Here is a 21,690-nt window from a genome sequence, read left to right on the forward strand (position 1 = left end):
CGGAATGAAGCGAAAGTTTCACGTTCCGTTCTGAAGGAGAGGTAGGGGTAGAAATGCCCCTATCGACTCTAACTACCTGAAACACAAGGAAGTTGGGCATTACCCCTGCTCCATGAAAGAATTAGTAGTGGGTCTTCACCCATACTTCAAGCAGCTTCTCAACTCAAACTTGTCTGTGAACATAGTGTCAACCCAGTTTTAGCAGTTTTAGATCGAGAATATGGCAATGCAACCTGGGTTTTAGCACAAGCAGATATTCAAGCTGATTGCTTAATCAGAGTCCGAAAAAATGCCTGCTTATGGTCAGCACCACCAGCCTATAGTGGTCGTGGTAGACCGCACAAGCACGGGCAAAAAATGAGACTCAATGACCCAACCACATGGCCTGAAGCGGATACTGCGATTGAAATTGACGAAGATCCAGAGTTGGGACAAGTCCGAGTCAGACAATGGATTGACTTACATTTTTATCGTGCCCCTGAACAAAAAGTCAATTTAATCCTCGTTGAAAGAATGAAGCCCATGTCAAACGGTCAACCATTTCCACCCTTATGGTTAGCTTGGGTGGGAGAACGAACTCTACCTTTAGAAACTGTTTGGTTTAAATATTTGCGACGCTTTGGAGTCGATCATTGGTATCGATTTGCGAAGCAACGATTGCATTGGACATTGCCTAATTTGAGAACCCCTGAACAATCCGAGCGTTGGAGTGATTTAATGCCATTGATGAGTTGGCAACTCTGGCTGGCCAGAGATTTAGTAATCGAGAATAGACTTCTGCAGGCAATCTGCTACTATCAATTTAACCCCTGGACGTGTTGCCCAATCAATGTTTTCGCTTTTGGTTGACATTGGGACTCCAACAAAAATCCCTAAACATAGGGGAAAATCCCCCGGTTGGGAAAAAGGAAGGGTACGAACTAAGGCACCGTGCTATCCCACCGTTAAAAAACGGGTTTCTCGACGTAAAAAGTCTTCAAGATTAGCTATTTAATCTTCTACTTTTTGAGTTTTTGAGCAACAGCTTGCCTGAGATTCAAAGGTGGCTACTTTTAGCTGCGCTCATTTTTTAGTCTAAACTACAGTGAAAATCGAGATTTAGGTATTGTTAAATCTCAACGAAAGCCCAATGTTAAGTTAATTGTTGCACCTTTCCCTGATCGACAGCGAGGCTCCGATCGATATTTCTTTGAAACATCTTCTCAAACCCCCTTGACAACTGCCATACAAGCTTAACTTGTTACCAATGTGCTGTGCCTAGATTGTGAACCTTCTTTTTTTACTGTTACCCCGATTTATTGAGCGGATACCATTAAGTTATTTATTTTTCATTCCTTACGGCTGACGCATTTGCTACCTCAGAAATCCGGTTTTTATCCGCCCATGCGTAAACATGAAATATAGATATTGGGTAGGGACACGGCACTGCCGTGTCCTACTCTATTTCATCTGATTGAAAACTGGTGTAAGAGTTACACAGCCAGGGTTTTTTGTTCGGATTTGGTAACTGCTGAATCAACTTCTAAGAGAGAACCTTCGGGGGATTCGATCGCAAATCCCGCATCTCGAATCATGTCCCAATCTTGATGGGCAGCTTGTCCGGGAGTTGTCAGATAATCGCCAACAAAGATAGAATTAGCAGGGTAAAGGCCGAGAGGTTGCAGCGATCGCAAATGCACTTCTCGTCCCCCAGCAATCCGAATTTCTTGACTGGGAAGCAAAAATCGGAACAAACAGAGAATTCGCAAACATTGGCGGGGATTTAACCTGTTCACCTCTGCAAATGGCGTTCCGGGAATTGGAATGAAAAAGTTGACCGGCACGCTAGTAACGCCCAAGTTGCGAAGCGAAAGTGCTAAATCGATCGCATCATCATCCGATTCGCCCATCCCCAAAATTCCGCCGGAACAAGTTGTGATACCCGCTGCTTTTACGTGTTCGACGGTTTCCACCCGATCGCCAAAAGTGTGAGTCGTGCAAATGTCCGAGTGATATGATTCGGAAGTATTGAGATTGTGATTTACGCGATCGACTCCAGCTTTAGCCAAACGATGAGTTTGTTCCTCGCTCAACAATCCCAAACAAGCACAAATTTTCAGGTTATAATTTGCCTTCACAGTCTCAACAGCATCCAAAACGCGATCGAAAGTAGATGCGCTAGGTTGGCGGCCCGAAATCACCAAACAAAACGTACCTGCTTTTAAATCTGCGGCGCGTTGGGCCGCATCCAGAATTTTCTCCTTAGCTAAAAGCGGATATTTCTCAATTTCCGCAGTCGAAATTTTTGACTGAGAACAATAATGGCAATCTTCAGGACAAAGGCCACTTTGAGCATTTAACAAATAGTGCAGCCTGACTCGGTTTCCCCAGTAGTGGCGGCGCACCCGATAAGCTGCGTTTAGTTGTTCCAGCAAAACCTCATCCGGTGCGCGCAATACGGCTAAAGATTGCTCGCGAGAGAGACATTTGCCCGCCAGCGCGTCGTCAGCCAAATCGTTCCAATTGGGTAAATTCATTACTAAAATTAAAGGGTTTACAGAGTATCCAAAACCTGACGAATCACCCGATAAATCGATTCTAGTTCATCAGGAGAAATGCAGTAGGGAGGCATCAAGTAAAGCGTATTTCCCAAGGGGCGGAGCAAAAACCCCGCTTCGAGAAATCTGGCTTTCAATACAGGAGCAATGTCATTAAAATAACCGGAATCGCTTTCCGTTTTCACATCCATTGCTACGATGGTGCCACAAGTCCGAATCCGTTCTAGTTTAGGATGATTTCTCAGCCATTGATTCAGATATTTGTGGTGGAGTTTTTCCATCCCTTGATACACATTTGGGTTTTGCTCCAAAAGCTCCAAGGATGCTACACTCACCGCACAAGCTAAGGGATTTCCGGTGTAAGAATGACCGTGAAAAAAAGCTTTGTCCCATTCATCTCGCCAGAAAGCTTGATAAATATCCTCCGATGCCATTGTGACAGCAATTGGCAAACAGCCACCAGACAATCCTTTAGACAAACACAGGATATCCGGTGAAGTTGCAGATTTAACCGAGGCAAACAGTTCGCCCGTGCGCCCAAAACCCGTCATTACTTCATCGTAAATCAACAATACATTAAACTGGCGGGCAAGTTGTGCGATCGCCTGCAAAAACTCAGGGCGGCACATTCGCATCCCCCCAGAACCTTGCACCAAAGGTTCGATAAAAATTCCCGCATAGCCGCCCTGCTTTAACAAAAACTCCAACTTCTCTAAACTCGCCGCCTCCTTGCTTTCCACCTCCTCATCGCCGTTAAAAGTCGCGGGAAAAGGAACAACATCCCCAGCAAACATTAAAGGTGCAAAAGATTCCCACCACAGCGAACTTCTGCCAGCCGACATCGCGCCCACAGTATCGCCGTGATAACCTCCCTCAAAACTAATAAAGCTAGTGCGATTAGTTTCTCCGATATTTTGCCAATATTGAAATGCCATTTTCAGAGCAACTTCAACAGCAGTCGAGCCGTTATCAGAAAAGAAAATCCGCGTTAAAGAAGCAGGCGTATGAGTTAGCAATTTATTCGCAAGTTTCTGGGCAGGTTCGTGAGTAAATCCGGCAAAAATTACGTGTTCTAACTTTTGGGCTTGTTCGTAAAGAGCCTCAGCGAGAACCGGATGGCTGTGCCCGTGAACTGTCACCCACCAACTAGAAATGCAGTCGAGAATTTGCCGCCCGTCTGCTAATTCCAGCACCGCTCCTTTGCCGCGAATTACCTTCAGTGGCGGGGCAGCCGTTTTCATTTGCGTGAAGGGCTGCCAAATCGGTGAATTTGAAGAATTCTGTTCCTGATTCGCAGTCATTTTTGCCCCGATTACTAATATTAACCTGCCTTTTAATATAGCAATAATAACGACCTTATGAACTTTTTATTTTTGATTATTTCTTCTTCTCTTCCTACCTGTCCTTAGCGTCTTCGCGGTTCGTTAAAAAAAAATCTAGTTTGGTGTCGAGGGCGGCTGCGCTGTAACGTCTGCCGCCATCTCACTTATTCGCGGGCGATGGTTAAAATTGTCAGTTACAATTTTCTACCTTTCAGCAAATAAGTTGTCATAGCTCCTTTGCCTTTAACATTAATTTTACCGCGCTTTTCCAACAAATACTTATCGCACAGCAATTCATAAGTTGAGTTGCTAACTTGAATTTTACCCGGAAGTCCCTGAGATTCCATGCGGCTTGCTGTATTTACAGCATCTCCCCACAAATCGTAAATAAACTTTTTAGTGCCGATGACACCTGCTACAACAGGCCCAGTATTAATGCCAATGCGGATATTGAGAGGTTTACCGCATTCGTCGCGGAATTTCATAATTTCTTGCTGCATTTCCAGGGCCATTTCGGCAATAGATTCGGCGTGATTTGTACAGGGAAGCGGCAAACCGCCTGCTACCATATAATTGTCGCCGATCGTCTTAATTTTTTCTAAGCCGTATTGTTCGCTTAAGCGATCGAAAGATGAAAATATTTTGTTAAGCAACTCGACTAATTCTTCAGGAGATGTGCGCGAAGATATTTCGGTAAAGCCCACAATATCAGCAAACAAAACCGTAACTTCGGCAAATCCGTCCGCAATATTTATCTGACCTTGTTTTAGGCGATCGGCAATCATTACTGGTAATATATTTAGTAATAAACGTTCCGACTTTTCTTGTTCGGCGCGCAATACTTCCTCAGCTTGTTTCCGCTGTGCAATTTCCTGGTATACTCGGTGAAACATTTGATTGAAGGCGACCATGAGTTCTCCCAACTCGTCATCCCGCTTGACAGACAGAGAGTAGAAATCAGGTTGTTCTCGATCTTTGCTCAAAGCGTCTCCAGCAGCGATCAAGTCATCGCGCAATCTCAAGATAGGTGAAATTACTGTCAGCCCTAAAAACAACATAGTCACAGAAGTGACAAAGGCTGATATAATGATGACTAGAACAGCAATCCGTCCGATAAATGCGTAGAGTTCCGGCTGGACTGTGGAAGCATCGTGGCGAACAATTAAGATGTAATCGCCTCCCAAATGTCGCTCCGTCCAAGCAATATCGTACCTCTTGCCATCGAAATTGTGATTGTGAACTATGCGAGATTCTTTTAGTTGCTCTAAACTGATTTCTGGGGGTTCGCCAAGTGTATATATTAGTTCACCGTTAGTTTGGTAAATAGATAGTCCTAAGACTACTTGAGAATCCTTAGTAATATTTTTTACTTCTTCTTGCAATAAAGTGCGATCGGAAATATCTTGTTGGAGCACAAACTCTAGGGAATCAACAGTCGCCCGAGATACCTGTTCCAGTTGGCTTAAAAGTTCATTTTCTCGTCGAAAATAAGAGGGAACTAAAATAATTCCTTCTATGACAAGAATGCTAGCAAATACCCACAAAGCTATTTGCCTAGACAAGCGAGATTGGAAAAATTTCAAGAATGATAAAATCGGCAAGGGCATAAAATTTACTATTTGGCAAATGGCTAATGTAGGACATAGGAAAAAAACCGGGTTTCTGGTAATCAATTTTGGGTTGTCAACGAAGCAACCGCGCAGAAACCGGGTTCTCACATCCCCTGTGTAATTCCTGTAATAGTCCGCCGTCAGCAGTCAGCAGCGACTAACTGTTAGTTCTTGGCTGCTTGCTGCTGACTAATGACTGATCGCTCTCGACTAACTAGCAGACCCCTTCATAATATAATAAACAAATTAAACCGAAACGGCGCTGACTAGCCTGCCTGCAAGCAGATAAGTATTCATATAGCCCTTGCCTTTGATGTGAATAATTCCTCTGTTTTCAAACAGATACTTATTTTGCAAGATATCGTAAGTTGATTGTGTGACTTGAATCGCGCCTGCAATCCCGTTAGGATGGAGGAAAGCTCAGACATACTTGCCATCGCTCTCCCTACGCCGACACCAGATAAAATTGTCAAAGCAAGGAGAATTTGTTTGTAAACTAATTGGCTGATGGCAGCCCGACTGCGAGAAATCAATTGGCGCATGGTATCCTCAAGTCTGAGGTTTAATCTTTATTTCAATTTATTCACTACTAACATAACACTGCTTGTTCAAAGTGTTTTGCTGGCGTCCGGGGTAAAGCAAGACTCTCTGGCTGTAACGGAGGGTCAATCGATTTTTGATTTTTGATTTTTGATTTTACATTAAAGAATTGAAGCATTGACTTGCGCGAGATAAATACGTTCGGCAAGTTTCATCGGATACAGGTTTTTTATTTCTGGACAGATGAATCACGTGGCGGGTATCGTGGATGCTTTCGGTTAATTATTGTTTACCACGAGTGTTTGGCTTATCCGTAAAAATACGCATAACTATATAGCGGTTTTGTGTTGAGTGAAGTACAGATGATCGGGTAAGGACAGGGCAGTGGCTTGTCCCTACTTCCGCACTTTTTGCTCTATTTCAGTTAGGATAGCAATTGTAGTCTATGGTTGACGATCGTGAATTCTGACTCTACTGCCTCACCTGCGCGCAACGAAATTTTGCCGGGAGAAGTTTTCGTCAATACTGCCAATTTTGATACAGGCATTCGGCGACTTTTACCTAAGTATGACGAAATGCTGGATGTAGTAGCAGGCTGCATTGCTAACACAAACCACCGCATTTTAGAACTCGGCTGCGGTACGGGGGAACTCACTTTAAAAGTTCTCAAACTCTATCCGTCTGCGGAAATAGTTGCTGTCGATTACTCGCCGCGAATGCTTGATTTTGCCCGCGCCAAAATTGAGTCTGCAGGATACGCAGCCCGGTGGACTGGCATAGAAATGGATTTTGGAGAATGGGCAAACAATCCAAATTTCTCAGGCTTGGGCGATAAATTCAATGCTTGCATTTCATCTCTGGCAATTCACCATCTTGAGGATGACATTAAGTTAAAATTGTTTCAACGGATTCGCGAAAGTTTAAATGCTGGTGGCTGTTTTTGGAATGCAGATCCTCTTTTAGCAGAATCAGCAGCAATGAAAGATATTTATCAAGCGGCGCGAGAAGATTGGGCGCTAAATCAGGGAGAAACCTTAGCACAAATTCGCGCAAATGTGGGGAAGAGTGTCTCTTACGGATATTCTAATCCCGATCGCCTAGCTACACTTTCGGCACAGTTGGAAATGCTGGTAAATGCTAGATTTGACACTGTGGCAGTGCCTTGGAAATACTACGGGATGGCGGTTTTTGGGGGATTTGTTAATTGAAAAAAGCAGTCTTGGAGGCAATTGTCGCGATTCAATCGACTTGTAAGGTGCGTCAGGCTGAGGATGTGCGCGAAATAATTAGGGTTTGCGTCAGACGCACCCTACTGACTCGGATGCAATTGTCGCGATTCAATCGACTTCTTGCAAAAGTCCTTTCGATCAAATTTTCGGACGGGCAAGATGCCCATCCCACAAGAGAAAAAACTTTTTGTGGGACGGGCCTCTTGCCCGTCCCAGCTATTTTTGCAAGAGGTCTAATCGACTTGTAAGGTGCGTCAGGCTGAGGATGTGCGCGAAATAATTAGGGTTTGCGTCTGACGCACCCTACTGGCTTTTATAAAATATATAATACTGTCAGGATTGAGGAAAAAAAATGACTGCAACTGCGATTCAAAGTATTGACTGGGATGCTTTTTCTTCGGAACTATCGGGAATTGAAATAATTAGCGATCGCGCGCAAGTTGTCAAGCTATCTCAAGACTATTATCACTTCAGTCCTGTTTTGCAACCTCTCTTAAGTGATAAAACAGGAGATTTAGTAGTTCGTCCCGCCAGCGAAGCCGAAGTTTTGCGGATTGCAGCCGCCTGCGTCAAATTCAAAATTCCGCTAACTGTCAGAGGTGCAGGAACCGGCAATTACGGGCAGTGCATTCCCCTCAAGGGCGGCGTCATTTTAGATACCAGCAAAATGAACAGTATCCGCTGGATAAAACCGGGTTTAGCTTGCGTAGAACCGGGGGTAAAAATGTCGGTTTTCGACAAACAAGCGCGAGAAACTGGTTGGGAATTGCGGATGGTTCCCTCAACCTATCGCACCGCAACGATTGGGGGATTTATCGGCGGCGGTAGCGGGGGAATTGGTTCGATAACTTACGGGCAATTGCGCGATCGGGGAAATCTTCATGCCGTTCGAGTCGTTACAATGGAAGACGATCCCCGCGTCATCGAATTGCGCGGCGATGAAGTGCAAAAAGTCAATCACGCTTACGGCACAAATGGGATTATTACTGAGTTAGAAATTCCCCTCGCCCCTGCTTATGCTTGGGCGGAAATCATCGTCGCTTTTGACGATTTTATGACATCGGCTAACTTCGGTCAAGCTTTGGGCGATGCGGACGGAATTATCAAAAAACTAATTTGTGTTTGTGCTTGGCCGATTCCTGCTTATTTTGCTGCTTTTCGCGAGGAGATTCCTGAAGGTAAGCACTGCGCTTTGTTAATGGTAGCTGAATCTTGTCTGGAACCGCTGCAAGATTTGGTGCGCGAATATGGCGGCACAATTTGCTATCAAAAAAACGCGCAAGCAGCGAGCAAAGGTGCAGCAATTGCTGAATTTACTTGGAATCATACAACTCTACACGCTCGCAGCGCTGACCCGTCTCTGACTTATTTGCAGACGCTTTTTCCCGCAGATAAAGGTTTGAAATTGATTGAGGAACTGTACAATTATTATGGGGATGAGGTGATGATGCACTTGGAGTTTTTGCGGATGAATGGCAGGGCGATCGCTGCGGCTTTGCAAATAGTTCGCTACACTACGGAATCACGGCTCAATGAAATTATTCGCTATCATGAAGAGCAAGGCGCGCTGATTGCTAATCCTCACACTTATATATTGGAAGATGGAGGGATGAAAAGTATTAATGTGGAACAGTTGCAGTTTAAAGAGTTGGTCGATCCTTACGGTTTGCTTAATCCGGGTAAAATGCGGGCGTGGTTGGAACGGGATTAAGGGGGATGGTTTTTATAGCAGAAGGAAGAAGGAAGAAGGAAGAAGGAAGAAGGAAGAAGCACTAATAAGCTGTCGCGCATTTAAATTGTATATTCAGGGCGGGCGGGACGCCCACCCCACAAGACTTTAATTTTTTTTGACATACAATTTAAATACAGAACAGCTTAGCAATGGTTTTAGCGCTTAAGAATGTCCTAACCGTCTGGGCGGTTGCTATAGATAAGATTCGGATCTTGAAATCGCTGCTAGACAAACTTTCGTCCCTCTCGCTTGAGACTAAGAAATCAGTTTTCTATGTCGGAGGTTTTAAGTCAATAAAAACTCAAGTCCTTGCTGCGAACAAAACTTGTCTATTTAAGGGACGGGGGCGGTAATTTCTGCTGGTGCGATCGCCCCTGGTGTAGGTACTGCTTGCTTTTCCAGTAGTAGGCGCTGTTTGTTCCGAAATTCTGCGGCCGCATCGTTCAAATTTTGGCGCTGTTCGCTATTAAATTCTTCCATGCTGCGACCGCCGCCCAATTTGGATCTGTGAATTAAATCAAATATTCCGCTTCCGCTGCTGCGGCCGGAAAATGGGTCGGTATTGTCTTGAGTTTGAAAGTCTTGCAGCGGTTGGGCATTATTTAAACCGCTGGCTTGAGCGAAGCTTGCTTGAGGGGAGAACAGAGCACAGGATGCGATCGCGCTTGCAGCAATCCCAATCATCAATTTGCCGGATTTGGAAGTTTTGGTGTTCATCATTTATTAGTTGAATCTTCAAAAAAACAATTCTATCTAAACAATATTCTGACTTGTGACTAAATATTATATTACTTCGCTGGGGCTCAGGACAGGGCAATGCCTTTCGTCGTGTCAACTTAAGCTTTTAGTCCGCCAGTCCTCTCGCTTACCCAAGAGTCCGCCAGGGAATGAATTCCCTGTCTCATAGCGAAAGTCCTCTGAAAGAGGACTGAAGAAGTCATTAGTCCTATCGCTTACCCGGCAGTCCGCCAGGGAATGAATTCCCTGTCTCATAGCTAAAGTCCTCTGAAAGAGGACTGAAGAAGTCATTAGTCCTATGCAAGAGGACTTTGGCTTTGAGGCTGTTGTTTCAACCCCTGACGGACTATCGGTTTTACCTTAAGTTGACAGGACGAAAGGCATCCTAGAATTGACGGTGCAGGTGAAACGATCGCCCTGCCCTAAGCAAACCTGCGTCTCAGCAGCGGTTGAATGCTCAGCAGCGCCACCAAATCAAACGCCAGCAGCACTAATAGCGCTCCTCCAAAGGTGACAGTACCCCAAGGAGCCTGCATCACGACACTGGCTAGCGACCAATCGCTGTGCAGGTACAGGTAGCGGATGGGTTCGATCGCATAACTCAGAGGATTGAGAGTCACCACAACTTGCAGCCACTCTGGCATAAATGACAGCGGCGCGAGGGCTGTGCTGGCAAATAACAGCGGCAAGTTAGTAACAAAAATTACCGCTATTAATTCTACGTGACCGGGAAGAGCGAAGGCTAAACCCAGACTCAAGCCGGTGACGCCCAAAACTAGCAGCAGCACGATCAGGGCGATCGCCCCAAGTCCGGCAATTCCGGGGAATCCCGCGCCCAAAAACGCCCCCGCTGTAACGATTGTGCCGGTTTGGATGAAACTCAGGGTGACGATAAAAATAGCCGAAGCGAGGACGATCGAAAATCTCGAAGCCAACGGCGCGACTAACAAGCGGTTGAGAAATCCGAACTCGCGATCGAACATAATCGGCAAACCAGCATTCAGCGCCCCTGCAAACGCCGTAAAAACGATTACACCAGCGCCGAGAAATTGTCCGTAATTTTGGCTTTCGCCGAACAAGCCTGCGGGTGCATTTTCAAACAGAGCTCCGAACAAAACCAACCACATCAGCGGCTGAATAATGCCTGCAACTAGCGTCGAGGGGCGGCGCTGCAATTGAATAAACAGGCGCTTTGTTAAGGCGAGTGTTTCTTGGATGAAGTCACCCAGCAGGGAACTGGAAGTGTCAGCGGATGCCGTGGAGAGTGGCCGCTGCTGGTTGAGGTTGTTGGGGGATGTAACAGTACCGCTCATAATTGCTTGCGCTGATTTTGATTAAATCTAACTCTCTTTACAGTAGCAAGTCTGGAGGTATTGGTGGTGTTGGGCGGGCGATCGCTCTAAAATTGAGAATAAGCTCATCAAATATACTAAATAAAAACTTGATTTACTAGGAGGATAAAGCTATGTCATCAAGGGCGATCGCCACTTTGGTCGAAATTATGAAATCTCTGCCGGAAACTATGCAAGATAGAGTTGTTGAACACCTGCGAGAATACATTCTGAAATCAAATATTACTGTTCCTGTCAACCCCGACGGTAAGTTAGAAATTCCCGCTGAGATTGAGGCTCAACTGAAGCCTGGGGATCGATATGCAGTTACTGTCACCGCAGATAGTATTGTTTTTCAGAAGGTAACATGGTGATGTAGTTGTTACGGGCGCTCACATTTGCTCTGACAGTGCTATCCTAGGATGGAGGAAATTGCCAGGGCGCTCGCGGCTGTAGTAGAGTATCAGTAGTTACTTATCAAGAGCGATCGCTCTTGGTTTAAGTAAGGGCGATCGCAGACTTACAACTTAGCATTCCCAGGTTACGCAGTCAGAAGGCAGTTATGGTTTAGCAGCTTTTACCACATCCTCAACCATTTTAATCGCCTCTTTGATTGCTATTTGACCGCTTTCTACGGCCCTAATTAAATCTTGAGCGTCTTTCGGGCTAATTAAATTGAGCCTGACGGGTTCTTTCAAGGAAACAATAAATTTAGTTTTATCGCTGTCTTCCAGGTTAGAGGCTCTTTCTTCGGATTCAATATCTTTTAGCTGATCTTTTAAGTTTTTAAGTATTTCTGCTTGTTTTCCCTCGTCAAAATTGCCATCAAATATTCGTTTTACCCCTACAAGAGCAGCAGCACCTAAAGCTGCACCGCCAACAACTAATCCTACGGGAGGTGCAACGGTTATTAACCCAAATAGAAGTGGTATACCACCGAAAGCTGCCACCGCCGCACCAGCACCGGCCGCCCCCACCACACCAATGCCAATATCGGCTAAAATCCCTAATTTATCATGTGGGTTTTTTTCCAGTTGCTCTATTGACTTAAGAATTTGCTCTTTGGTTGGCGTTTTATTTGCAGACATATTAGACCTCAATCTTTTTGCTAATTTGGGCAGTTAAGCAGTGATGACGTTGCGGAAAATTGTATTGAAAACGTCTATCAGTAATTGAAAAAAATCTTTGGCAATCTCAATAATCTCTTGAACAATTCCAATAATTCCATCAGACACCTCTTTGCCTCGATCGAGTCGGTGGCCGGCTATTGCACCAATTGGGATACCCAGCGCTGTTGCCAAAGGTTCTAATAACGGGCCGACAAATGGTATCGAACTTGCCAAAATTCTTACAGCGACACCAACAGCAACCCCTATCGCTAAATGGGGATGCGCTTTGACAAATTCTATGATTTTAATGAGGAGAATTTTGCCGATAAGTAAAACTTTGTTAGCAGCTTTTTTCGTGTATGTGGCGAGTTCATGCAGCCGGATCGAGACTTCATGCGGCAAGCCGATATCATTTAACCACACATACAAGTCGCTGCTACTCATTGCATCAGCATCGACTTGCCAGAGAGCCATTTTTAAATTAGCTTGAGGTAGGGATAATGCACTAGACATAATTTTTTATTCTCTTGGAAATTACCAAATTTTTACGAACATTTCACGAGGCGAAAATCCCCTAGACATTGCTCACCGATGCAGCCACATTTTGAGCAACTTTTTGAACCGTTAGGGATGGACGGTGCTATCTGGCATAGTTGCGCCAGTCAGATTTACATTGTTAAAATCTTTTAGGTTGCCTAAGATTGTTTTCAAGCCCGTTATTAAATTTTAATTTAATTTTTATGTATTGGAAAGTAGGAGAATGTCACAATTTGCCAGGAGTTAATAAAATTAGCTAGCCGTTAAAAGTCATATTTTGTCCTTCTTAGCCATAAAACGTCAGAAAAAGTCTGATACAATAGATAAAACCTCCTACATTTACCCAATAAATGGATGTTCAAGAACTCTTAAGGTTGGCCGATGGCTTGGTGTTCGCTAAGACCGGCAAACGATTGGACGATCTGCAACAGGCAGTAGTACGGGGAACGTGGCAAGGTAAAAGATACTCCGAAATTTCTAAAGAGGTTCATTGTACTGAACGCCATGTCAGAAATATTGCCTCAAAGTTATGGCAAACTCTTTCAGAAATATTAGATGAAGATGTAATGAAATCAAATTTGCGCTCCACAATGGAGAGGTATGAATTTTCTCAAGTTTCAAATTTTGGTGATTTTAATTTTGTACAAAACAAAGGTAACATCAACGTTTGCACAGAAACCTCACGCCCTCCAAAAGCTCCACAACACTCACCCCCTACACAAACCTCAAATGAAGACAACACCGAACAGAAACCGCGACTCGATTTAAGAGATGCACCGGAACTCAAAACCTTCTACAACTACCCCAACTCACCCCTCACCGCCCTCGAAAACTCGATCGCCCGCCAAAACTGCCGCCTCCTCACCATCACAGGCATGGCAGGCATCGGCAAAAGTGCGATCGCCCGTAACCTCATCCCCCAAATTCAAACTCAATTCGATCGCATCATCTGGCGCAGTCTCCGCACCTCCCCACCCCTCGAAACAACCCTCAAAACCCTCATTCAATTTCTCTCAAATCAACCCGAAATTAACATACCCGCCAACACTGATGTTCAGTTATCAATCCTAATCGAATATTTGCGAGAAAATCGCTGTCTCATCATCCTCGATGACGTGCAGCAAATTCTCAGCAGCGGGCAACTTGCAGGAAATTACAAACCCGGATATGAAAACTACGGAACCCTATTTAAACTCATCGGCGAACTTCCCCACAATAGCTGCTTAATCCTCAATAGTTGGGAACCTCCCTCAGACATCATCACATTCACCGACGATAATTCAGCAGTACGTTTATTGCAGTTAACCTGTTTAGGTGAAGCAGCAACAGAAATTCTTAGAGAAAAAGGTTTGTTGGATGAAGAATACTGGCCAGAATTGATTAACCTTTATCAAGGTAATCCCCTGTGGTTAAAATTAGTCGCTCCAACCATTAATAACTTATTTGGCGGTAGAGTATCTCAATATCTCAGCTATCAACCAGTATTTTTAAGCGATGAATTGACACCGATATTGCAGCAGCATTATCAGCGGTTGTCCGAAATAGAAAAACAGGCGATTTCGCAACTTAGCAATGAAATCGAGCCTGTTTCATTTACCGAATGGATGGCCAAATGTCAAGGCTCACAACGTGAATTATGTAAAGCCATTCAATCTTTAGCCAGACGGGCAATGATCGAAAAATCGATCTGTGAAACAGAAACCGTTTTCACGATTCCACCTGTGTTAAAACAGTATGTTAAAATGGTTGCAGAATAGTCCTAAATATATAGCTAAATGAGATAAAACCATGACCGCAACTCCTATCCAACCTAAGCAGATGCTCAGTTTCGAGCAATTTGTCAAGCAACTTCCCGATGAAGAAGGCCGCTATGAACTTGTCAGTGGAGAAATTGTGAGAATATTACCAATCCGACTGCATGAGGATGTTGCTGATTTTCTGATAAAACAATTTGATAGAGAAGTCGATCGCGTTCCGCTCAATTACAGGGTATCTGGCAGATTTATGCTGAGGACATTAACCCCGAATGGTAAAGAACAAGCCCGCCATCCTGATGTTACAGTAGTAGACAAAACCCTCTGGAAATCGCAGCCCTTCGCCTATTCAGCACTAACTGAACCACCACAATTAGTTGTAGAAGTTGTCTCAACAAATTGGGAAGATGATTATATCGACAAGCTGGATGAATATCAGCGGCTGGGAATTTCTGAATATTGGATTGTCGATTATTTAGCTTTGGGTAGCAGAAACTATTTGGGCAACCCGAAAGAACCGACTGTTTTTGTTTATCTACTTGATGAAAATGGGGTTTATCAAATGACTGCTTACCGAGGAACTGAGCGAATTATATCTCGAACTTTCCCCGAATTAGCATTGACAGCAGAGCAAGTGTTGGATGTATGATATCAAATCTGCCGAAAAGATAAGGATAAAGCATTGCTCATTGGTTTTCGCTTCAACCGAAAGACCGCCAGGGAATTAATTCCCTGGCTAATAGCTAAAGTCCTCTAAAGAGGACTAATGAGTAATGATTTCTTCAGTCCTCTTGAGAGGACTTTAGCTTTGAGGCAGGGGTTTCAACCCCTGACGGGCTCAGGAAAAGAGCGTCTCGAACAGGCAAGATGCCTGTTCCACAATAATTATTGGAGAGGTTTATTAAACTAAACTACGATCGCATCGCCTGTTTTTGCTCAGCCTTCAAATCGCGGTTGCTAGCAGCAGCCAACTCTGCATCCAACAGCGTCTTACCAGTCGCAGCCAAATACACATCATCCAAACTCGGCCGAGATTGAGCAATCCCAAAAGTAGGCAATCCCGCATCTTTTAAAGCTTGCTGAATAGTCACCAGCGCATCGCTTTGCGGTGTTACTACTAAATTGAGAGAATTTCCTTGAGCGGTATTGACAATTACTTCCTGCACAAAAGGCAGCGATTGCATGAGAGTTTTAGCTTTTTCGGCTTCTTCGATCGGCGAAAACTCCCGAATCCGCAGAGTCACCCGATCGCCCCCAACCCGATTTTTCAACTCCTCCGGCGTACCCTCAGCAATCACCGTTCCTTTGTCAATAATCGCCACGCGATCGGCCAAAGCGTCAACTTCTTCGAGATAGTGACTCGTTATCAAAACCGTAGTACCTTCCTCTCGCAAGCGGCGCAGGAAATCCCACACTACCACCCGGCTTTCAATATCGAGCCCGACAGTCGGTTCGTCTAACACCAAAACATCAGGCTGATGCAGCAATCCAGCAGCCAAATCCAAGCGTTTGCGGATACCGCCGGAATAAGTGCCCGTCTTTTTATTTTCCCACTCCTCCAAACCGAGGAGTTTCACCATTTCGTCAATCCGCCCTTTAATCCTAGGGCGCGGCAAATGGTAAAGCGCTGCTTGCAGTTGCAGGAGTTCCCGCCCCGTCAGCACCTTATCCAGAGCCACTTCTTGGGCGACATAGCCTAGTCTTTGTCTGGCAATTCTCGGCTGACTGACAGCAGAAATGCCAGACACTTCAATGCGTCCGCTATCGGGCGCACTCAAAGTACAAAGTACCCGCAGGGTTGTGGTTTTGCCTGCACCGTTGGGGCCTAGCAAACCAAATATTTCCCCCGGTTCTACCTTGAAGGAAACATCTTTAACGGCTTCTACAGTGCCGTAGCGTTTCTGAAGATTTTCAATTAAAACGGCGGGAGCCATATATTTTGGGGATGAACTGGTTGTTAATATTTTGACACTTCTGAGCTCAAATTGCCGGAATGGTCGATCGACCAATACGACTGGCTGTGCTGGTAACGATCGCACACTCCTCCTCAACCGGAAACTGCTTCTAGTTTTGATTCTTAATGCCAGTTTAAAAAATATTAACTTTATAGCGGTTTTCAACTCTGATATTCATCAGTTTTCCCACTCTCCAATCTCCCATCTCAAATCCAAAAAATTATGAGTTTTGAGTTAATTATAACTTTTCAGTTAACAACTCAAAACTCACAAGTTTTCAACAAGTAGAGATGCACCCGAAACCTGTTATTTTATAATTATCTCTACCTATAGGCTGATGTGTAGCGAGATTTTGATAATTAACACACTGGTCAAACACATCACACTTTCGAGCCAACTATTAAACACAAAAAACTTCCCGAATTGGCAAGTTCTACTTGTAACGAGTTCCCAAAAAATGTAACTGTAGGCTCGTGCTCTCAATCCCGATAGTTATCAGTCATCACCAATTCTTTAATCGAAAATCGAAAATCGAAAATGGTATTAACTCCTTTACAGAGAGTGGTTGCCAGGTCTTTAATCGACAATTTTTACCCAACCGCGGCGAACGTTGTACAGCAGTCGGTTGATGATGGCATACTCATCTTCATTCAGTGTTCTTTCTAAGAGTGCAGATCTGAGCTGTCTCCGGTCGTGGCGAGTCACGACGCTGGAGAACATGACCTGACCAAATAACTCTTCGAGTGTCATTTGGGATACTGACATGATAAACCTCCTAGTTGATTGAGACAGATAAAATTTTAACAGGCTTGTTGTATTTTTATTGTGCACTCTGGGAGTGACTTCAAAGGCGATCGAAAACATTGACACGGTGTGATTTTTTGGCTAAAAATCTGTGACCGAGACTTGGATCGGCAGTGACTTGGATCTCTTAAATTTGTGATGCTTGTCACTAAAGTCAGAGGGGAAAAGTCAGAAGTCAGAGGGAAAAAGACCATCAAGCGCGATCGCCCTCAAAAACTCTCCATCTCGTCCTCATGGCTTCTCAACCTTATTTTCCCCTATGCCAATTTTCCAGCTAATTGAGGCATCGGTCAATAGTCGCCACAACCGACTCTGCCAAATCTTTCAGTGCGTAACCCCCCTCCAAACCAAAAGCTATGCGGCGGGTGAGTTGCAGGCAGTATCCGGTGAAAGTACCGAAATCTGACGGCATCAGAGTCATACTCGCCAGCGGATCGGACGCAGTAGCGTCATAACCAGCGCTGACAATCAACAAATCCGGTTCAAATTTGGACAAAAAAGGCACGACAAGAGATTCAAAGGCGCTCAGGTATTCAGCTATGCCACTGCCGGGATAGAGGGGAATGTTCAGCACGTTGTCGTAGGCACCGCGCTCCTCGGCATCTCCCGTTCCCGGATAGCAAGGAGATTGATGCAGGGAACAGTAGGCAATTTGCCGGCAGCTTTCCACCAAAGATTGAGTGCCGTTGCCGTGGTGTACGTCCCAGTCGAGGATGGCGACACGGTTGATTCCCGGCTGTTCCAAGGCGTAGTGAGCGGCGATCGCAGCATTGGAAAACAAGCAAAAACCCATCGCGCGGGCGTTTTCAGCGTGGTGTCCCGGCGGCCGGGCCAGTACAAAAGCCGGTTCCCCCGCAACCACCACTCGATCGACCCCATCGAGCCAAGCACTCGCCGCCAGCAGCGCTACGTCGTAACTTTCAGCAGAAATCGGCGTATCACCGTCGAGGTAGCCGCCACCCCGATGAGCCAAATGTTCGATTTCTTTGATGTATCTTTGCGAGTGAACTTTTTTGATAGCCGATAACAGTTGTTGTTCGCGCTGCGCCACTGGGGTGGGCAGTTGCCACTCAATTTGATCCGCCCAGGGAGCAGCTTTCAGAGCATTGACGATCGCCGTTAAACGTTCTGGTCGCTCTGGGTGAAGCATTCCAGTCTTGTGCAGCAAGAAATCTTCGGAGTAGATGACGGGTAGCATCGGCTGATTTTAGATTTTAGATTTTAGATTTTAGATTTTTACTTAGCTTTAAGAAGGCCTTCGGTTTTGTGAAATTAAAATTTCGATCGAGTAACCATTTTAATTTCTTAGATGGCCGTCAAAAAAACTCACGAAAGCATGAAACCCGATCGCCTAAAAAAACCTTTTTAGCTTTTGCCAACTGCTGACAAAATCACCAACTGACAAATTATCAATTGTGCTGGTTTCGTCCCTTAATTTTTCTGGCAACTTTCCCATAAATTCCAAGGCAAATTGTGATATAATTTCAGGAGTAATTGGCAATATTTGGCAGCTCTACTGAATCCAAACCGATTTTATCGCATTTTTGAGATTTATAGCGGTCAAATTTAAATTTTTAACGGAGTTTTTCAACCTATGAGCACCTCTGAGTCGCGGATAATCCCGACGGATCTGGGTAATGAGATGTCCCGATCGTACTTGGAATACGCCATGAGCGTAATAGTCGGTCGGGCGCTACCAGATGCCAGGGACGGTCTCAAGCCCGTTCACCGACGCATTCTCTACGCCATGAACGAATTGGGCTTGACTCCCGATCGACCTTTCCGCAAATGCGCCCGCGTCGTGGGGGAGGTGCTGGGCAAGTATCACCCGCACGGAGATACAGCGGTTTACGACGCCCTGGTGCGGATGGCTCAGGATTTCTCCATGCGGGAACGCCTGATCAACGGCCACGGCAACTTCGGCTCCGTTGACAACGACCCGCCCGCTGCCATGCGGTACACCGAATGTCGCCTCACAGCCTTGACTAGCGACTCCATGCTGCGCGACATCGACTCGGAAACAGTTGATTTCGGCGACAACTTCGACGGTTCCCAGCAAGAACCCCTCGTACTCCCGGCACGCATCCCCCAAATTTTGCTCAACGGTTCCTCCGGGATTGCTGTAGGGATGGCCACCAACATTCCGCCCCACAATTTAGGCGAAATAATTGACGGTTTAGTAGCGCTAATTCACAATCCAGCCATTACTGACCTGGAATTGATGCAGTACATCCCCGGCCCGGACTTTCCCACCGGAGGGCAAATTCTCGGTAGAGGCGGCATTCGCGATGCTTACACCACCGGGCGCGGTTCGATTACAATGCGCGGAGTCGCCAACATTGAAACCATCGAACATCCCGGCCGCCCCGACAAAGAAGCAATTATTATCACCGAATTACCTTACCAAACAAACAAAGCAGGGCTAATTGAGAAAATTGCCGAACTTGTCAACGACAAAAGATTAGATGGAATTTCCGACATTCGCGACGAAAGCGATAGAGACGGAATGCGGATCGTGATCGAACTCAAGCGCGACGCCTATCCCCGCGTCGTCCTCAACAACCTCTACAAACAAACACCCCTCCAAGCCAACTTTGGAGCCAATATGTTAGCGCTAGTAAATGGGGAACCCCAACTACTTACGCTCTCCCAATTCCTCAATGTCTTCCTAGACTTCCGCATTGAGACAATTACTCGCCGGACTCAATACGAACTCCGCAAAGCAGAAGAACGCGACCACCTTCTGCAAGGCTTATTAATTGCCTTAGAAAACTTAGATGCAATTATTCACCTAATTCGCGCCGCTGCCGACTCCGCCGCAGCAAAACAAGAATTGATGGATAATTACGGTCTTTCTGAACAGCAATCCGACGCAATTCTGCAAATGCAGCTCCGGCGTTTGACAGCATTAGAAGCGCAAAAAATCCAGCAAGAACACGAAGAACTGCGAACTAAAATAGCCGATTTGGAAGATATCTTAGCGCGCCGGGAACGCATCTTAGAAATCGCCGAATTTGAAGCAGTCGAAATCCAAACCAAAATCGCCACTCCTAGACGCAGCGTCATCGAACACGCCGAAGGAGAAATCGATGAAAGAGATTTAATTGCCAACGAACAAGCAATTATTCTGATCACCGAGCAAGGCTACATCAAGCGGATGCCAGTCAGCACTTTCGAGGCCCAAAGTCGCGCTACTCGCGGCAAAGCAGGCGCGAAAATGAAAGAAGACGATGGAGTAGAACATTTCCTTTCCTGCTGCGATCACGATAGCGTTTTGTTCTTCAGCGACAGGGGCGTAGTTTACTCTGTCAAAGCTTATCAAATCCCCGTCTGTTCCCGGACGGCCCGCGGCACTCCCGTGGTGCAACTGCTGCCGATTCCTATAGAAGAAAAAATCACTTCTATGGTGTCAGTCACAGAATTCACCAGCGAAGAATACTTAGTCATGCTGACTCGCGGCGGCTACATTAAGAAAACCGCACTTTCCGCTTTTGGCAACATCCGCACTAATGGATTAATCGCGATTTCTCTAGAAGAAGGCGACCAACTGCGCTGGGTGCGGAGAGCAAAAGTTGGTGACAGCATCATCATCGGTACGCGCCAAGGCATGGCAATTCATTTCCGCACCAATCACGAACAGTTGCGCCCAGTCGGCCGCGCGACGCGGGGTGTAAAATCAATGAAATTGCGATCAGGCGATGAGTTGATTAGCATGGACATTTTGCCCAGTTCAATTGTTGCCGAAATCGCTGAATTGGAAACTGAAGACTCCGAATTTGAGGGAGCTAATATTGCTCAATTAGAAACGGACGAAGCGGAATTTGAAGGGGCAGAAAGTGCTGAATTGGAAACGGAAGATGAAGAATTAGAATTGCAAGCAGAGGAAATTGAAGGCGAAGAGGTTGAAGAAATTTCGACAGTTAGCAGCGAAGTTCCTTCGGTGTTGGTAATCACCACCAACGGCTACGGCAAGCGGGTTCCTGTTTCTCAATTCCGCCTACAAAGACGGGCAGGCAAAGGATTGACGGCTACTAAATTTAAGTCGAAAAAGGGTAAGGATCAGGTAGCAGCCCTGCGAATTGTCAACGAAGATGACGAATTGATGATCATTACCAACCGAGGTATTATTATCCGTCAGGCGGTGAGTGCAATTTCTACTCAATCGCGCACAGCAACGGGTGTGCGGGTGCAGCGGTTAGATGAGGATGATTCCATCGTAGCTGTGGCTTTAGTGCCGGCTGCTGGTGAAGAATCGGCGGAAGAATCGGAATCTGAGGAAGTGGCAGAATAGTCCTAGGTTAATAGTTTGTAAGGTGCGCGCTGCGTACCTTACTGCTGAATGGTAAAAATGCGATCGCCCATACTCTGAAGTTTTCCCTCAAAAGTCAAAGATTTTTTCCGGTGAGGTAATGATGAGTCATTCGATTTTAGATTTTAGATTTTAGATTTTGGATTGACTTGCGCGAGATAAATTCGGGGGCTTGAGGATTTT

Annotated in this window: 18 protein-coding genes and 1 pseudogene; 8 read left to right on the plus strand and 11 right to left on the minus strand. The window is 45.5% G+C overall.

Translation table 11 applies throughout. The annotated features are described in order from the left end of the window. Positions 1 to 141: 141 nt before the first annotated feature. Together QT984_RS27940 and QT984_RS27945 are read left to right on the plus strand one after the other, a co-directional pair. Entirely contained in the window at positions 142 to 849 is a 708-nt protein-coding gene (locus QT984_RS27940) for a transposase (RefSeq protein ID WP_333054554.1), read from the plus strand. A gap of 237 nt (positions 850 to 1,086) precedes the next feature. Next, a pseudogene (locus QT984_RS27945) lies at positions 1,087 to 1,236 on the plus strand (IS4 family transposase); the annotation flags it as partial. Positions 1,237 to 1,472: 236 nt separating this feature from the next. Here the strand turns inward: QT984_RS27945 and bioB are convergent. From bioB to QT984_RS27965, 4 genes are all read right to left on the minus strand, one after another. After that, a complete protein-coding gene (bioB, locus tag QT984_RS27950) occupies positions 1,473 to 2,516 on the minus strand; it encodes a biotin synthase BioB (RefSeq protein WP_333054415.1) in 1,044 nt (347 codons plus the stop codon). 17 nt (positions 2,517 to 2,533) lie between these two features. After that, positions 2,534 to 3,838, minus strand: coding sequence for an adenosylmethionine--8-amino-7-oxononanoate transaminase (bioA, locus tag QT984_RS27955; protein ID WP_333054416.1), 1,305 nt, complete (start codon positions 3,836 to 3,838; stop codon positions 2,534 to 2,536). A 215-nt stretch (positions 3,839 to 4,053) separates the two neighbouring features. Then, a complete protein-coding gene (locus tag QT984_RS27960) occupies positions 4,054 to 5,466 on the minus strand; it encodes an adenylate/guanylate cyclase domain-containing protein (RefSeq protein WP_333054418.1) in 1,413 nt (470 codons plus the stop codon). Between the two features lie 249 nt (positions 5,467 to 5,715). Further along, positions 5,716 to 5,868, minus strand: a complete 153-nt coding sequence (locus tag QT984_RS27965; protein WP_333054555.1) for an adenylate/guanylate cyclase domain-containing protein — start codon at positions 5,866 to 5,868, stop codon at positions 5,716 to 5,718. Positions 5,869 to 6,467: 599 nt separating this feature from the next. Between QT984_RS27965 and QT984_RS27970 the strand changes: the two genes are divergently transcribed. Both QT984_RS27970 and QT984_RS27975 read left to right on the plus strand, forming a co-directional pair. Next, positions 6,468 to 7,217 carry a class I SAM-dependent methyltransferase gene (locus QT984_RS27970; RefSeq protein ID WP_333341063.1) on the plus strand — a complete coding sequence of 250 codons (750 nt, stop codon included), beginning with the start codon at positions 6,468 to 6,470 and terminating at the stop codon, positions 7,215 to 7,217. Between the two features lie 373 nt (positions 7,218 to 7,590). Further along, complete coding sequence (locus tag QT984_RS27975; protein WP_333375403.1) at positions 7,591 to 8,949, plus strand: FAD-binding oxidoreductase; 1,359 nt, start codon at positions 7,591 to 7,593, stop codon at positions 8,947 to 8,949. 354 nt (positions 8,950 to 9,303) lie between these two features. Here the strand turns inward: QT984_RS27975 and QT984_RS27980 are convergent, their stop codons facing one another. Both QT984_RS27980 and QT984_RS27985 read right to left on the minus strand, forming a co-directional pair. Next, complete coding sequence (locus QT984_RS27980; RefSeq protein ID WP_333375406.1) at positions 9,304 to 9,690, minus strand: hypothetical protein; 387 nt, start codon at positions 9,688 to 9,690, stop codon at positions 9,304 to 9,306. A 440-nt stretch (positions 9,691 to 10,130) separates the two neighbouring features. Next, complete coding sequence (locus QT984_RS27985; protein ID WP_332952239.1) at positions 10,131 to 11,021, minus strand: ABC transporter permease; 891 nt, start codon at positions 11,019 to 11,021, stop codon at positions 10,131 to 10,133. Between the two features lie 152 nt (positions 11,022 to 11,173). Here QT984_RS27985 and QT984_RS27990 point away from each other — a divergent pair, with 152 nt between their 5' ends. Further along, positions 11,174 to 11,413: a hypothetical protein gene (locus tag QT984_RS27990; protein ID WP_333375409.1), complete on the plus strand. Its 240-nt coding sequence runs from the start codon at positions 11,174 to 11,176 to the stop codon at positions 11,411 to 11,413. 186 nt (positions 11,414 to 11,599) lie between these two features. Here the strand turns inward: QT984_RS27990 and QT984_RS27995 are convergent, their stop codons facing one another. Together QT984_RS27995 and QT984_RS28000 are read right to left on the minus strand one after the other, a co-directional pair. Continuing rightward, positions 11,600 to 12,127: a hypothetical protein gene (locus QT984_RS27995; RefSeq protein ID WP_333375411.1), complete on the minus strand. Its 528-nt coding sequence runs from the start codon at positions 12,125 to 12,127 to the stop codon at positions 11,600 to 11,602. Positions 12,128 to 12,160: 33 nt separating this feature from the next. After that, positions 12,161 to 12,661: a hypothetical protein gene (locus QT984_RS28000; RefSeq protein WP_333274767.1), complete on the minus strand. Its 501-nt coding sequence runs from the start codon at positions 12,659 to 12,661 to the stop codon at positions 12,161 to 12,163. Positions 12,662 to 13,035: 374 nt separating this feature from the next. Here QT984_RS28000 and QT984_RS28005 point away from each other — a divergent pair, with 374 nt between their 5' ends. Together QT984_RS28005 and QT984_RS28010 are read left to right on the plus strand one after the other, a co-directional pair. Then, the gene (locus QT984_RS28005) at positions 13,036 to 14,442 is read left to right on the plus strand and encodes an NB-ARC domain-containing protein (protein ID WP_333375415.1); all 1,407 of its coding nucleotides are present in this window, start codon (positions 13,036 to 13,038) and stop codon (positions 14,440 to 14,442) included. A 31-nt stretch (positions 14,443 to 14,473) separates the two neighbouring features. After that, positions 14,474 to 15,088: a Uma2 family endonuclease gene (locus tag QT984_RS28010; protein ID WP_333375418.1), complete on the plus strand. Its 615-nt coding sequence runs from the start codon at positions 14,474 to 14,476 to the stop codon at positions 15,086 to 15,088. Positions 15,089 to 15,350: 262 nt separating this feature from the next. Here QT984_RS28010 and QT984_RS28015 read toward each other — a convergent pair whose 3' ends face one another. The 3 genes from QT984_RS28015 to QT984_RS28025 all read right to left on the minus strand — a co-directional run bounded on the left by QT984_RS28015 (position 15,351) and on the right by QT984_RS28025 (position 18,396). After that, complete coding sequence (locus tag QT984_RS28015) at positions 15,351 to 16,373, minus strand: ATP-binding cassette domain-containing protein (RefSeq protein WP_333244248.1); 1,023 nt, start codon at positions 16,371 to 16,373, stop codon at positions 15,351 to 15,353. A gap of 597 nt (positions 16,374 to 16,970) precedes the next feature. Then, entirely contained in the window at positions 16,971 to 17,159 is a 189-nt protein-coding gene (locus tag QT984_RS28020) for a hypothetical protein (protein ID WP_015175516.1), read from the minus strand. 313 nt (positions 17,160 to 17,472) lie between these two features. Next, complete coding sequence (locus QT984_RS28025; protein ID WP_333054432.1) at positions 17,473 to 18,396, minus strand: histone deacetylase; 924 nt, start codon at positions 18,394 to 18,396, stop codon at positions 17,473 to 17,475. 396 nt (positions 18,397 to 18,792) lie between these two features. Here QT984_RS28025 and gyrA point away from each other — a divergent pair, with 396 nt between their 5' ends. After that, the gene (gyrA, locus tag QT984_RS28030; RefSeq protein ID WP_333054433.1) at positions 18,793 to 21,489 is read left to right on the plus strand and encodes a DNA gyrase subunit A; all 2,697 of its coding nucleotides are present in this window, start codon (positions 18,793 to 18,795) and stop codon (positions 21,487 to 21,489) included. The last annotated feature ends 201 nt before the right edge of the window (positions 21,490 to 21,690 follow it).

This window comes from Microcoleus sp. Z1_B2 (genome assembly GCF_036700325.1).
Taxonomy (GTDB): domain Bacteria; phylum Cyanobacteriota; class Cyanobacteriia; order Cyanobacteriales; family Microcoleaceae; genus Microcoleus.